9 protein-coding genes are annotated in these 13799 nt (G+C 74.3%); 1 reads left to right on the top strand and 8 read right to left on the bottom strand.

Annotated elements, in window-relative coordinates; translation table 11 throughout:
- Positions 1-92: 92 nt before the first annotated feature.
- Genes IF89_RS0119400 through IF89_RS0119420 form a run of 5 tightly spaced genes read right to left on the bottom strand, consistent with a single transcriptional unit; the run spans position 93 to position 7459 of the window.
- Positions 93-1253, bottom strand: coding sequence for an acyl-CoA dehydrogenase family protein (locus tag IF89_RS0119400; RefSeq protein WP_030769342.1), 1161 nt, complete (start codon positions 1251-1253; stop codon positions 93-95).
- On the bottom strand, positions 1250-3160 hold the full coding sequence (locus IF89_RS0119405; RefSeq protein ID WP_030769345.1) for an acetyl/propionyl/methylcrotonyl-CoA carboxylase subunit alpha: 1911 nt from the start codon (positions 3158-3160) through the stop codon (positions 1250-1252). The genes IF89_RS0119400 and IF89_RS0119405 overlap by 4 nt, the downstream gene beginning before the upstream one ends.
- 8 nt (positions 3161-3168) lie before the next feature.
- Complete coding sequence (locus tag IF89_RS0119410; RefSeq protein WP_030769348.1) at positions 3169-4767, bottom strand: acyl-CoA carboxylase subunit beta; 1599 nt, start codon at positions 4765-4767, stop codon at positions 3169-3171.
- Positions 4764-6632, bottom strand: a complete 1869-nt coding sequence (locus tag IF89_RS0119415) for an acyclic terpene utilization AtuA family protein (protein WP_078628402.1) — start codon at positions 6630-6632, stop codon at positions 4764-4766. Before IF89_RS0119415 ends, IF89_RS0119410 begins: the two co-directional genes overlap by 4 nt.
- Complete coding sequence (locus IF89_RS0119420; protein ID WP_030769354.1) at positions 6629-7459, bottom strand: TIGR03084 family metal-binding protein; 831 nt, start codon at positions 7457-7459, stop codon at positions 6629-6631. The genes IF89_RS0119415 and IF89_RS0119420 overlap by 4 nt, the downstream gene beginning before the upstream one ends.
- Before the next feature lie 317 nt (positions 7460-7776).
- On the opposite strand from IF89_RS0119420, the gene IF89_RS0119425 reads away from it, so the two are divergent.
- Positions 7777-9399 (top strand): CocE/NonD family hydrolase, encoded by a 1623-nt coding sequence (locus tag IF89_RS0119425; RefSeq protein WP_030769357.1) that lies wholly within the window; start codon positions 7777-7779, stop codon positions 9397-9399.
- A 127-nt stretch (positions 9400-9526) separates the two neighbouring features.
- Here the strand turns inward: IF89_RS0119425 and IF89_RS0119430 are convergent, their stop codons facing one another.
- The 3 genes from IF89_RS0119430 to IF89_RS0119440 form a co-directional block, all read right to left on the bottom strand.
- Entirely contained in the window at positions 9527-9892 is a 366-nt protein-coding gene (locus tag IF89_RS0119430; RefSeq protein WP_030769359.1) for an iron chaperone, read from the bottom strand.
- Entirely contained in the window at positions 9892-10803 is a 912-nt protein-coding gene (locus IF89_RS0119435) for an EamA family transporter (RefSeq protein WP_420706943.1), read from the bottom strand. The genes IF89_RS0119430 and IF89_RS0119435 overlap by 1 nt, the downstream gene beginning before the upstream one ends.
- Positions 10804-10884: 81 nt before the next feature.
- The gene (locus IF89_RS0119440) at positions 10885-13713 is read right to left on the bottom strand and encodes an FAD-binding and (Fe-S)-binding domain-containing protein (protein WP_420706939.1); all 2829 of its coding nucleotides are present in this window, start codon (positions 13711-13713) and stop codon (positions 10885-10887) included.
- Positions 13714-13799: the final 86 nt, after the last annotated feature.

Raw genomic sequence — 13799 nt, forward strand, 5'->3', positions numbered from 1 at the left:
GTTATGCGGTGTCCCCCGCGGGGGGCTCGGCGGTGTCCGGGCCGGGTCCCCGCCGGGCCGGGGACCCCCCGCCGTGCCCTCTCCGGACGGGGTCAGTAGGACTTGGGGAGGCCCAGGGTCTGGTGGGAGACGAAGTTCAGGATCATCTCGCGGCTCACGGGGGCGATGCGGGCCACGCGGGAGGCCGTGATGAGCGAGGCGAGGCCGTACTCGCGGGTGAGGCCGTTGCCGCCGAGGGTGTGGACCGACTGGTCCACCGCTCGGACGCACGCCTCGCCCGCCGCGTACTTCGCCATGTTGGCGGCCTCGCCCGCGCCCATGTCGTCGCCCGCGTCGTACAGCCGGGCCGCCTTCGCCATCATCAGACGGGCCAGCTCCAGTTCGATGTGGGCCTGGGCGAGCGGGTGGGCCACGGCCTGGTGGCTGCCGATGGGCTCCCTCCACACCTGCCGGGTCTTCGCGTACTCGACGGCGCGGCCCACCGCATGGCGGCCCATGCCGATGGCGAAGGCGGCGGTCATGATGCGTTCGGGGTTGAGGCCGGCGAAGAGCTGGAGCAGGCCCGCGTCCTCGTCCCCGACCAGTGCGGAGGCCGGCAGGCGCACGTCGTCGAGGGTGAGTTCGAACTGCTTCTCCGCCGCCTGCAGTTCCATGTCGATGACGGAGCGGCCGAAGCCCGGGGCGTCGCGCGGGACGATGAACAGGCACGGCTTGAGGCGGCCGGTCCGGGCGTCCTCGGTGCGGCCGACGATGAGGGTGGCGTCGGCGATGTCGACGCCGGAGATGAAGACCTTGCGGCCGGTGAGGATCCAGTCGTCGCCGTCGCGGCGGGCCGTGGTGGTGATGCGGTGGGAGTTGGATCCGGCATCGGGTTCGGTGATGCCGAAGGCCATGGTGCGGGTGCCGTCGGCGAGGCCGGGGAGCCAGGTCCGCTTCTGCTCGTCGGTACCGAAGCGGGCGATGACCGTGCCGCAGATGGCGGGTGAGACGACCATCATGAGCAGGGGGCAGCCGGCAGCGCCCAGTTCTTCGAGGACGATGGCCAGTTCGCTGATGCCGCCGCCTCCGCCTCCGTACTCCTCGGGGAGGTTCACGCCGAGGTAGCCGAGCTTTGCGGCGTCGGCCCACAGTGCGTCGGGGTGGCCGCCCTCGCGGGCGACGCGGGCGAGGTAGTCGCGGCCGTAGCGCTGCCCGAGGGCGGCGACGGCGCTGCGCAGGGCCTGGTGTTCGGTCGATTCGACGGTGGAGCTCATGGCTGCGGTTCCTCCTGGACTACGGCGAGCAGGGCGCCGAACTCGACCTGTTGGCCGGTGGCGGCGTGGAGCGCGGTGAGCGTGCCGGAGGCCGGAGCGAGGATGCGGTGCTCCATCTTCATGGCCTCCAGCCAGAGCAGGGGCTGCCCGGCGGTCACGGGGCTGCCGGGGGCGAGGCCCTCGGCGACGCGGACGACGGTGCCGGGCATGGGCGCGAGCAGGGAGCCCGGTTCGGTGCGGTCCTGGGGGTCGGGGAACCGGGGGACGGGGGTGAGGGTGTGCGCTCCGAGGGGGGAGTCGACGTACACCTCGGTGTTGTTCGAATTTCGTTTCACGTGGAACACCCGTCGGATGCCGTCGACTTCCAGGGTGACGAGGTGTCGTTCGGCGGCCAGGACGCGCACGCCCGGGTGGTCGACGGGGTGGTACTGGACCTCGTACTCCGTGCCGGCGCTGGTGAAGCGGCGGGTCTGCGGCTGGGAGCGGAGGTTGCGCCAGGCGCCGAGGCGGGCGGCGAGGGAGGCGTCCGGTCCGGGGGCGGCCTCGGCGAGGGCGGCGGCCAGGGCGGCGGTGCCGGCGTCGGGGACGGCCTGCGTGAGGGTGGCGAGGTGGCGGTCGTAGAAGCCGGTGTCGAGCTGTCCGGCGGTGAACTCCGGATGGCGCAGGGAGCCCACGAGGAGGTCGCGGTTGGTGGTGAGCCCGTGGATGCGGGCCCCGGCCAGGGCGCGGGCGAGAGCGCGTACGGCTTCGGCGCGGGTGGGGGCGTGGGCGACGACCTTGGCGAGCATGGGGTCGTAGTGGATGCCGACGGTGTCCCCGTCGGTGAAGCCGGTGTCGACGCGCACCGGGCCCGGGATGTCCAGGGTGTGCAGGACCCCGGTCTGGGGGCGCCAGTCCTGGGCGGGGTCCTCGGCGTACAGGCGGGCCTCGACGGCGTGGCCGGTCGGCTCCGGCGGCGACGCGGGCAGGGCCGCGCCCTCGGCGACGCGCAGTTGCAGGGCGACGAGGTCGAGGCCGAAGACGGATTCGGTGACGGGGTGTTCGACCTGGAGGCGGGTGTTCATTTCCAGGAAGTACGGACGTCCGTCGGCGGTGACGAGGAACTCGACGGTGCCGGCTCCCCGGTAGGAGACGGCCCGGGCGGCGGCGACGGCCGCGCTGTGGAGGCTTGCGCGGAGGGCGTCCGGCAGGCCGGGGGCGGGGGCCTCCTCGATGACCTTCTGGTGGCGGCGCTGGAGTGAGCAGTCGCGGGTGCCGAGGGCCCAGACGGTGCCGTGGGCGTCGGCGAGGATCTGCACCTCGACGTGGCGGCCCCGCTCCACGTACGGCTCGGCGAAGACCTCGCCGTCGCCGAACGCGGAGGCCGCTTCGGCGGACGCGGCGTGCAGGGCCTCCTTGAGGGCGTCCAGGTCACGGACGACGCGCATGCCGCGGCCGCCCCCGCCGGCGGCCGCCTTCAGCAGGAGCGGCAGGTCGGCGGAGGTCGCGGCGGCCGGGTCGACGGGGCTCAGGAGCGGGACTCCGGCGGCGCGCATCAGCTCCTTGGCGCGTGTTTTGGAGGCCATGGCCTCAATGGCCTCGGGCGGCGGGCCGACCCAGGTCAGGCCGGCGTCCTGGACCTGGCGGGCGAAGTCGGCGTTCTCGGAGAGGAAGCCGTAGCCGGGGTGGACGGCGTCGGCCCCGGCGGCCAGCGCGGCCTTGATGACGAGGTCGCCGCGCAGGTAGGTGTCGGCGGGGGCGGCGCCCGGCAGCCGTACGGCCGCGTCCGCGCTACGGACGTGCAGGGCGTCGGCGTCCGGGTCGGAGTGGACGGCGACGGTGGCCAGGCCGAGGTCGCGGGCCGTGCGGAAGATCCGTACGGCGATCTCGCCCCGGTTGGCGACGAGGAGGGAGGTCAGGTTCGTCATGTGCGGGCTCACATCCGGAAGACGCCGAAGCCGCCGCGGGCGCCCTCGACGGGGGCGTTGTGGACGGCCGACAGGCACAGGCCGAGGACGGTACGGGTGTCGCGCGGGTCGATGATCCCGTCGTCGTACAGCCGCCCGGACAGGAACATGGGGAGGGACTCGGACTCGATCTGCGCCTCGACGAAGGCCCGCATCCCGGCGTCCTGTTCCTCGTCGTACGGAAGTCCCTTGGCTGCGGCGGACTGCCGGGACACGATGGAGAGGACCCCGGCGAGCTGCTGGGGGCCCATCACGGCTGACTTGGCGCTGGGCCAGGCGAAGAGGAAGCGGGGCTCGTAGGCGCGGCCGCACATGCCGTAGTGGCCGGCGCCGTAGCTGGCGCCGATGAGCACGGACAGGTGCGGGACGCGGGAGTTGGAGACGGCGTTGATCATCATCGAGCCGTGTTTGACGATGCCGCCCTGCTCGTACTCCTTGCCGACCATGTAGCCGGTGGTGTTGTGGAGGAAGAGGAGGGGGATGTCGCGCTGGTTGGCGAGCTGGATGAACTGCGCGGCCTTCTGGGACTCGGCGCTGAACAGCACGCCCTGGGCGTTGGCGAGGATGCCTACCGGGTAGCCGTGGAGGGTGGCCCAGCCGGTGACGAGGCTGGTGCCGTAGAGCGGCTTGAACTCGTCGAAGTCGGAGGCGTCGACGATGCGGGCGATGACCTCGCGCGGGTCGAAGGGGGTCTTCAGGTCGGGCGGGACGATCCCGAGGAGTTCCTCGGGATCGTGGAGCGGCTCTTCGGCCTTCGGCGGGTCCTGGTACGGCCTGCGGTGGTTCAGGCGGGCCACGATGCGGCGGGCCTGGTGGAGGGCGTCGTACTCGTCGAGTGCGTAGTGGTCGGCGAGTCCGGAGATGCGGGCGTGCATGTCGGCCCCGCCGAGGGACTCGTCGTCGCTCTCTTCGCCGGTGGCCATCTTGACCAGGGGCGGGCCGCCGAGGAACACCTTGGAACGGTCTTTGATCATGACGGTGTGGTCGGACATGCCGGGGACGTACGCGCCTCCGGCGGTGGAGTTCCCGAAGACGACGGCGACGGTCGGGATGCCCTCGGCCGAGAGCCGCGTGAGGTCGCGGAAGATCGCGCCGCCCGGGATGAAGATTTCCTTCTGGGAGGGCAGGTCGGCGCCGCCCGACTCCACGAGGCTGATGACGGGGAGGCGGTTCTGCCGGGCGATCTCGTTGGCGCGCAGTGCCTTCTTCAGCGTCCAGGGGTTGCTGGCGCCGCCGCGGACGGTGGGGTCGTTGGCCGTGACCAGGCATGTGACGCCCGCGACGGTGCCGATGCCGGTCACCATGGAGGCGCCGACCGGGTAGTCGCTGCCCCAGGCGGCGAGCGGGGACAGCTCCAGGAACGGCGTGTCGGGGTCCAGGAGCAACTCGACGCGCTCGCGCGCCAGGAGCTTGCCGCGCTCCTTGTGCCGGGCCGTGTACTTCTCCCCGCCGCCCTGAAGGGCCTTGGCGTGCTCGGCGCCGAGGGCGTCGAGGCGCTCCAGTGCGGCGGTACGGGCGCTGGTGTACTCGGGGGCGCGGGGATCGACGGTGGTGCGCAGGCGGGTCATGAGCCGGTCCCCTCCGGGGCGGGTACGGGTGCGGGGCCCTGGGCGGGCTGCGGGGCGGGTTGCGCGGCGAGGTGCGGGGAGGGTCCTTCGGCGGGCCGGGCGGGTACGGGCGCGGGCACGTCGGCGGGCGCCTCGTGGGACGGCGGCAGCAGGTCGACGGGAATGTCGAGGTGGCGGGCACGAAGCCACTCGCCCAGCGCCTTGGCCTGGGGGTCGAACCGGTGCCCCGAGGCGACGCCGCCGCCCAGGATGCCGGTGACGGTGAAGTTCAGGGCCCGCAGGTTCGGCAGTTCGTGCCGCTGCACGGCCAGGCCGCGGGTCTCGGGGAGCAGGTCCTGGAACCGTTCGACGGTGAGGGTGGCACGCAGCCAGGTCCAGGCGGGGCCGGACCGGGCCCATACGCCGACGTTGGCGTCGCCGCCCTTGTCCCCGCTGCGGGCCCCGGCCAGTGCGCCGAGGGGCGCGCGCAGGGTGGGTCGGGACTTCCCCCCGGGCCACCGTGCCTCGCATGCCGGCGGGGCGGGAGAGGCGGCGGGTTCCACCGGTTCGGCCTCGGGTGGGGAAGGGGCCGTCGGGGGCCGGGGCGGGGCGGGGATCGGAAGGCGGGTGCCGTCCGGGAGGACTGCGGTGTGGGGGACGTCGGCCGCCGGGACGGAGGTCGAGGTGAAGACTCCGTAAGGCTGGGCCGGGCCGGGTGGAGCCGTGACGTGGAAGCCGGGGTAGCTGCCCAGGGCCAGCTCCACGGCCGCCGAGGTGAGGGCGCGGCCGACCCGGTCGGGGGACGGGTCGCGGACCACCAGCCGCAGCAGGGCGCTCGCCGTCTCCTCCGTGGCGGCGTCCTCGTGGTCGGTGCGCGCAAGGGTCCAGGCGACGTCGGCGACACCGTCCAGGGCCTCGGCGAGCTGGGAGCGGACCAGGTCCGCCTTCGCCTCGATGTCCAGGCCGGTCAGGACGAAGACCATCTCGTTGCGCCAGCCGCCGAGCCGGGTCACGCCCACCTTGAGGGTGGCCGGCGGCCGTTCCCCGCGCACGCCCGTGATCCGCACGCGGTCGGGCCCGTCGTCGCTGAGGCGGACGGTGTCCAGGCGTGCGGTGACGTCCGGGCCCAGGTAGCGGACGCCCTGGGTCTCGTAGAGGAGTTGGGCGGTGACCGTGCCGGCGGTGACCGCCCCGCCCGTCCCCGGGTGCTTGGTGATGACCGCCGAACCGTCCGCGGAGATCTCCGCGAGCGGGAAGCCGGGGCGGCGCACGTCGTGGGCGGTGAAGAAGGAGTAGTTGCCGCCGGTGGCCTGGGTGCCGCATTCCAGGACGTGGCCCGCGACCACCGCGCCCGCCAGCCGGTCGTGGTCCTCCGGCACCCAGTCGAACCACCAGGCCGCCGGGCCGCTGACCAGCGCCGCGTCCGTGACCCGGCCGGTGATGACCACGTCCGCGCCGGTCCGCAGGCAGGCCGTGATGCCGGCGCCGCCGAGGTAGGCGTTGGCCGTCAGGGCTCCGTCCTGGCGGGCGGTGAGGTCGTCGCCCTCCACGTGGGCCACGCGGACGGGTACGCCCACCTCGGCCGCCAGTGCCCGTACCGCGTCGGCGAGTCCGGCCGGGTGCAGACCTCCCGCGTTCGTGACGATGCGTACGCCGCGCTCGTGCGCGAGTCCGAGCCCCTCCTCCAGCTGGCGCAGGAATGTCCTGGCGTAGCCGAGGTCCGGGTTCTTCAGGCGGTCCCGGCCCAGGATCAGCAGGGTCAACTCCGCCAGGTAGTCCCCGGTCAGCACGTCCAGCGGGCCGCCGGTGAGCATCTCGCGCAGGGCACCGAAACGGTCCCCGTAGAAACCGGAGGCGTTGCCGATGCGCAACGGCCGGCGACTCACCGCCCCGCACCCGCTTCCCGCCCGGCACCCGGTTCCCGGCCCGCGCCCGGCGGGCCGGCGAAGGCCTGGGCGATGTCCAGCCAGCGGTCCGCGTCCGGGCCGGTCGCGGTCAGGTCCAGGTCCGTGCGGTGCGCCCGCCGGGTCACCAGCAGGCAGAAGTCCAGGGCCGGTCCGGTGATCCGCTGCGGAGCCCCGGGCGGCCCGTACGCCCACACCCCCGCGCCGCCGGGAGCGGCCAGCTCCACCCGGAACTCGCTCTCCGGCGCGGGCAGCCCGCGTACGGCGTAGGCGTAGTCGCGGGCCCGTACACCGATCCGCGCCACGTGCCGCAACCGTACGGTCGGGGGACGGCGCACCCCGAGCGCGTCCGCGACGTCCTGCCCGTGCGCCCAGGTCTCCATCAGGCGGGCGCTCGCCATCGATGCGGCCTTCATCGGCGGCCCGTACCAGGGGAAACGGGTGTCGGGCGGGGCCGCGGCGAGGGCCTGCGCGAGAGCGTCGCGCGTGTCGCGCCAGCGGGTGAGCAGTTCTGGGGGCGGCAGGGCCGCCCCCTCCCGGGCCCCGTCGTCGACGAAGGAGTCGGGGGACTTCAGCGCCTCCTCGACCATCCCGCCGAAGGCGGTGGCATCGGTGAGGGAGAGCAGCGAGGCCCGGTCGGTCCAGTGCAGGTGGGCGATCTGGTGGGCGACGGTCCAGCCGGGCGCGGGAGTGGGCCGGGCCCAGTCCGGGACGGGCAACTGCCCCACCAGGGCGTCTAGTTCACGCCCCTCCTCGCGCAGATCGGTGAAGACGGCGACGGCGTCGTCGACGGCGGACGGATCGGGCACGGTGCGCTCCCCTTCTCGGCGTGAGGGAAGAGTGGCAGCACCTCAGAAAACAATCAAGCACGCTTGCATGATTTTCTGGTCGGGCGACGCCTTCCCGCCACCCGGCCCGAACCGCCCTCGAACAAGGGCACTTGATCCACACCGGACCGGCCGCAGGTCTCACGGCACGGACGCCTGCGAACACCGCCAGGGCGGTTCAGGCCGTACACCGGCAAACCCGCGCTACGCCACCGGAGGGCCCCTCGATACTGAACGCTCCGCTCCGGGCCCGGGCGGGCGACCACGTCCATGTCACTCAACGAAGAGGATGAACCGACGTGACTGCAGCCGCCCAACCTCCCTTCTCGCTCTGCCCCGAACTCGACGCGACCGCCCTCGGCGCCTTCGTCTCCGCGCTGGAGAGCGGCGACGTCACCGGCCTGCCGCCCGCCCGCGCCGCCGAGGTCGCCGGAGCGCGCGCCCTCACCGTCTTCACCCGCGGCAAGGTGACCGGCGCCGATGGCGACCTCCTCGACGCGGCGCTCTGGCGGCACACCGGGGCCCAGCCGCGCCCCGCGATCGTCATGCCCTCGCCCTGGACCGGTGTGGGCTGGCCGGCGTACGCCGTCCAGGCGACCCTCTTCGCGGCCCGCGGCTACCACGTCCTCGCCTACTCCGCGCGCGGCTTCGCCGGCTCCGAGGGCCAGGTCGACATGGCCGGCCCGCTCGACGTCGCCGACGGCAGCCGCGCCCTGGACCACCTGATCGAGCGCAGCCCCGGGCCCGTGACGAAGATCGGCTTCCTCGGGGACTCGTACGGCTCCGGCATCAGCCAGCTCGTCGCCGCCCATGACACCCGCGTCGACGCCGTCGTCGCGCTCAGCACATGGGGCGACCTCGGGGAGGCCTTCTACGAGAACTCCACCCGCCGCGTCGCGGCCGTGCAGGCCCTGCTCGGGGCGGCGGCGAAGGCCCGCCTGAGCCCGCAGACGCAGAGCGCCTTCCGCAACGTCCTGACCGGCGGCGACGTCCGCGGGACCCTGCGCTGGGCCGAGGTCCGCTCGCCGTTCACCCACATCAAGGAGCTCAACCGCCGCCAGGTACCGGTCTTCTTCTCGCACGCCTGGCACGAGACGCTCTTCCCCGCCAACCAGACACTCCGCATGTTCAACGAACTGACCGGGCCCAAGCGCCTCGCCGTCTCCATCGGCGACCACTCCGGCCCCGAGATGCCGGGCCTCCTCGGTCTGCCCAACCGGATCTGGACGGACGCCCACCGGTGGTTCGACCACCATCTGAAGGGCATCGACAACGGCATCGCCGACGAGGGCCAGGTGATCGGCGAGGTCATGTGGAGCCGGACCCTCGAACCCCGCCCCACCTGGCCCTCCGTCACCGAACAGCTGCACCGCCTCTACCTCGCCGACGGCGGCGAACTCGGCCCGCGGGCGGAGGCCGGCTGGACGGCGACCGTGCTGTGCGGAATGGACACCCCGGCGGTCGTCGCCGACAAGGTCGTCGAGTCCGGCTACGCGGAACTGGCCGGCCGGCCGAAGGTCTACCAGACGGAGGACATCGACCGCACCGTCGCCGCCGTCTGGACCGCCGACCCGGCCGCGGAGACCGTCCGGCTGCGCGGCACGCCCCGGCTCCGCGTGACCTACCGGGCGGCGAACCCGGGTTCGACCTTCGTCGCGTACCTCTTCGACACGGCCCCGGACGGCACGGCCCACCTGATCACCCACGCCCCGTTCAGCGACCTCCAGTCACCGCCCGACAGCCTGATCAGTGCGGACATCGAGCTCCAGGCCACGGCGTACGACGTGCAGCGCGACCACCGGCTGATGCTGGTGATCGACGCCAGGGACCCGTTCTACGCAGACGCCAACCTGCCCCGCGCGACGCTGGCCTTCACCTCCCCCGAGGCCACCCCGTCGTACCTGGACCTCCCCCTCGGCTGATGCCGTGCGCCCGCCCAGCCGGTCCCCCGCGGCCGTCCGGGCGGGCGCACCAGCAACGACGCACGCCCCGCCGCTCCGGTTGCGGATCCACGGAACGGGTTCGGGGGAGGTAGGGGTGCGGGCGGGGTCAGCCTCCGTGCTGCGGGCCACCGGCCTCCGCTTCGGCCGTGGCGCGCAGGAGGTCGCGGACGAGGTCGAAGTCGACCTTGGCCGGGTTGCGGAAGCGGAGGCAGGATCGGCCCATGTCGTGGGCTGCCAGGCGGTCCGCGAAGGCCTCCCGGACGTCCGGGCGCATGAGGTAGAAGGAGATGTACTGCTTCTGGTTCGCCCAGGCGATCTCCGCGTCGGTCCCGCCCCGGCGGACATAGACCGGCATCCCGTACGCGATGCCCTCCTCGTAGCCCGGCAGTTCCGCGCGGCACAGCTCGCGCAGGCGGGCGAGGGCCGGACGGCGGGTGTCGGGGGCGGCGGCCAGGTAGGCGGTGACGTCCATCAGGCGGGCTGCTTTGCGATCTGGGAGCGCACCGCGCCCATGCTCGCCGCGATGACGAGGGCGATGGCGAGGGCGTCGAGCGCGGACAGCGCCTGGCTCAGGACGAGGAAACCCGCGGTGGCCGCGATGGCCGGCTCCAGGCTCATCAGGATCGCGAAGGTCGGGGCGGGCATGCGCCGCAGGGCGAGGAGTTCGAGGGTGTAGGGCAGTACGGAGGACAGGACGGCCACGCCCACCCCCAGCGCGAGGGTGCTCGGGACCAGCAGGTCCGAGCCGGCTTCGACGACGCCCAGCGGCAGCGAGAGCACGGCGGCCGCCGCCATCGCGAGGGCCAGGCCGTCGGCCTGGGGGAAGCGGCGGCCGGTACGGGCGCTGAAGACGATGTACGCCGCCCACATCGCGCCGGCTCCGAGCGCGAAGGCCGCGCCCAGCGGGTCGAGGGAGCCGAAGCCGAGGCCGCCCCCGCCGTGCCCGGACAGCAGGACCACGCCGCCGAGGGCGAGGCCGGCCCACAGCAGGTTCACCAGGCGGCGGGAGACCACGACGGAGAGGGCGAGCGGCCCGAGCACCTCCAGGGTGACCGCCGGGCCGAGCGGGATCCGGTCGATGGCCTGGTAGAAGAGGCCGTTCATGCCGGCCATCGCCACGCCGAAGGCGACGACGGTGCCCCAGTCGGCGCGCGTGTACCCGCGCACCTTCGGCCGGCACAGGAGCAGCAGCACCACCGCGGCGGCCGCGAGGCGGAGGGTGACCACGCCCGCCGCGCCCGCCCTCGGCATGATCATGACCGCCAGGGCCGCCCCGAACTGCACCGAGACGCCCGCCGAGATCACGAGTGCCACCGGTCCGAAGCGGGACCGGGCGCCCTGGGCGGACGGGTCGCCGGAGTGCGTGGTGGCAGGGGTGGTCATCGGGGACGCGGTAGGTGCGGGCATGCCTCCAGCCTAAGCCGCCGTAAGGAGTGACGCCGCTTCTGTTGCCTTACATCTTCGCTACGGCTGCGTGTCGGGAGCGGCGGGCGCGGCCGGCGCGGCCCCGCCCGCCAGGCCGTCCGCGAGAAGCTCGACGAGGTGACGGGCCCGGACGCCGCCCAGTTGGGCGATCTGTGTGCGGCAGGAGAATCCGTCCGCCTGGACCAGGGCGTCCGGCGGGGCCGCACGCAGGGAGGGCAGGAGTTGTTCCTCCGCGCAGGCCACCGACACCTCGTGGTGGCCGGGCTCGAAGCCGAAGTTCCCGGCGAGGCCGCAGCAGCCGCCGGAGGGCTCCCCCACCAGTCCGGCGTGCTCGCGCAGCCTGCGGTCGGCGGCGTCACCGAGGACGGCGTGCTGGTGGCAGTGCGTCTGGCCGACCAGGGTGCGGTCGAGGCGGGGCGGCCGCCAGTGGGGCGCGTACTCCTCCAGCGTCTCCGCGACGGTGCGTACGGCTGCCGCCAGGCGGGCCGCTCGGGGGTCGTCGGGGAGCAGGGCGGGAAGGTCGGTGCGCAGGGCCGCGGCGCAGCTGGGTTCGAGGACGGTGACGGGCCAGGAGGCCTCGCCCGCGGCGTCGAGGGGGTCGAAGGCGTCCAGTGCGTCCAGGGTGTCGAGGGTGCGGCGCAGGACCGTCCGGGCCCGGTCGAGCCGGCCGGTGGAGAGGTAGGTCAGGCCGCAGCAGACCCGGCCGCCGGTGCGCGGGACGCGGACGTCGAGGCCGGCGTCCCGGAGCACGCGGAGCGCGGCGTGCCCGACCTCGGGGGCGAGGTACTCCGTGAAGGTGTCGGGCCACAGCACGACGGGCGGCCGGCCCCCGCCCGGGCCCCCGCCCCCGTCCGCGTCCGCGTCCCGCGTGAACGGCCGCTTCGCCAGTGCCGGCAGGGTCCGTTCCCGGGCCAGGCCGGGCAGGGGGAGCGGCAGGAGGCGGACGGCCGCGTTGACGGCGCCCGCCGCGCGCAGGCGGGTGATCAGGCGGAGCCATCCCGGCAGGCCGCCGAGGGTGTAGTGGGCGAGGGGGCGGATCCGGCCCGCCCAGTGGTGGTGCAGGAACTCCGACTTGTACGCGGCCATGTCCACGCCCACCGGGCAGTCGCTGCGGCAGCCCTTGCAGGCCAGGCACAGGTCGAGCGCCTCGGCGACCTCCGGCGAGCGCCAGCCGCCGGTGACGACCTCCCCGGCGAGCATCTCGTGCAGCAGCCGGGCCCGGCCGCGCGTGGAGTGCCGTTCGTCGCCGGTGACCCGGTAGGACGGGCACATCACGCCGGGGCCGCCGGACGCGGTCGTACGGCACTTCGCGACGCCGACGCACCGGGCGACCTCACCGGCGAAGGGGGTGGCCGGGAGCACCTCGAAGCGGAGGTTCTCGTCCAGCCGGGCGGGCCTGACCAGCATGCCCGGGTTCATGCCGCCCGCCGGGTCCCACACGTCCTTGTACGCGCCGAAGAGCCTGATCACGTCCTCGCCGTACATCTTCGGCAGGAGTTCGGCGCGGGCCTGCCCGTCGCCGTGTTCGCCGGAGAGGGATCCGCCGTGGGAGACGACCAGGTCGGCGAGCTCCTCGGAGAAGGCGCGGTAGCGGGCCGTGCCCGCGGCCGAGGCGAGGTCGAAGTCGATGCGGACATGGACGCACCCCTCGCCGAAGTGCCCGTACGGGGTCCCGCGCAGGCCGTGGGCGGCGAGCAGGGCGCGGAAGTCCCTCAGGTAGGCGCCGAGGCGGGCCGGCGGGACCGCGCAGTCCTCCCAGCCGGGCCTGGCCATCCGCCCGTCGGGCGTCCTGGTGGCGGTGCCCGCCGCGTCCTCGCGGATCCGCCACAGGGCGCGCTGTCCCACCGGGTCGGTGACGACCAGCGCGTCCGACGCATCGGCGCCCCGGACGACGGCCCGTGCCGCGCCCTCGTCCGGCATCTCCACGAACAGCCAGGCCCGGCCGCGCGGCAGCCCCGCGGCGCCCCCACCGCGGACCGCCGCCGTCCCGCCGAGCAGGTCCTCGGCCATGCCCTCGACCGTCAGCGGCCGGTGCGGAAGCAGTCCGGCGGCCGCGTCGGCGGCGGCGCCCTCGTCGGCGTAGCCGAGGACGGCGAGGGCGGGCGCGGGCGGCAGGTCCACGAGGCGCACCACGGCTTCGGTGACCACGCCGAGGGTGCCTTCGCTGCCGCAGAAGGCCTCGGCGAGCCGCACCCCGCGTTCGGGGAGCAGGGCGTCCAGTCCGCCGTAGCCGGAGATCCGCCGGGAGAAGCGGGGCGGCAGGCCGGTGCGCAGCAGGCCCAGGTGTGCGCCGATCAGTTCCCGCAGGCCGTGGGGGGCGCCGTCCCAGCCGGTGCCGATGCGGTGGGCGGTGCCCGCGTACGTGGTGACGGCGAGCTCGGTGACGTTGTCGGCGGTGGTGCCCCACGCGACGGAGTGGGCGCCGCACGCGTTGTTGCCGATCATGCCGCCGAGGGTGCAGCGGGAGTGGGTGGAGGGGTCGGGTCCGAAGGTCAGTCCGTGGGGGCGTACGGCGTCGCGCAGGCGGTCGAGGACCAGGCCGGGCTGGACGACGGCGGTGCGGGCGGCCGGGTCCACGGACACGAGGGCGTCCATGTGCCGGGTGAGGTCGAGGACGACACCGACGCCGGTGGCCTGCCCGGCGATGGAGGTGCCGCCGCCCCGGGGGACGACGGGGACGCCGGCTTCGGCGCACACGCGCAGGGCGGCGGCGACGTCGTCGGCGTCGTGCGGGGAGACGACGCCGATCGGGACGCGCCGGTAGTTGGAGGCGTCCATGGTCACGAGGGCGCGGGCGGCGGCGCCGAAGTCCACCTCACCGCGCAGCTCCGCCCGCAGGGTCCGCTCGACTTCACCGGGTGTCGTCACGGCGTCCAGCCTGCCACCGCCCTGCCGGGGTCGCGCCGCGTCTCATCGGGTGGACGCGCTTCCGGAACGCGGACCCGGACCCGATA

Origin of the sequence: Streptomyces sp. NRRL F-2664, from assembly GCF_000719345.1 — a bacterium.
GTDB lineage: Bacteria > Actinomycetota > Actinomycetes > Streptomycetales > Streptomycetaceae > Streptomyces.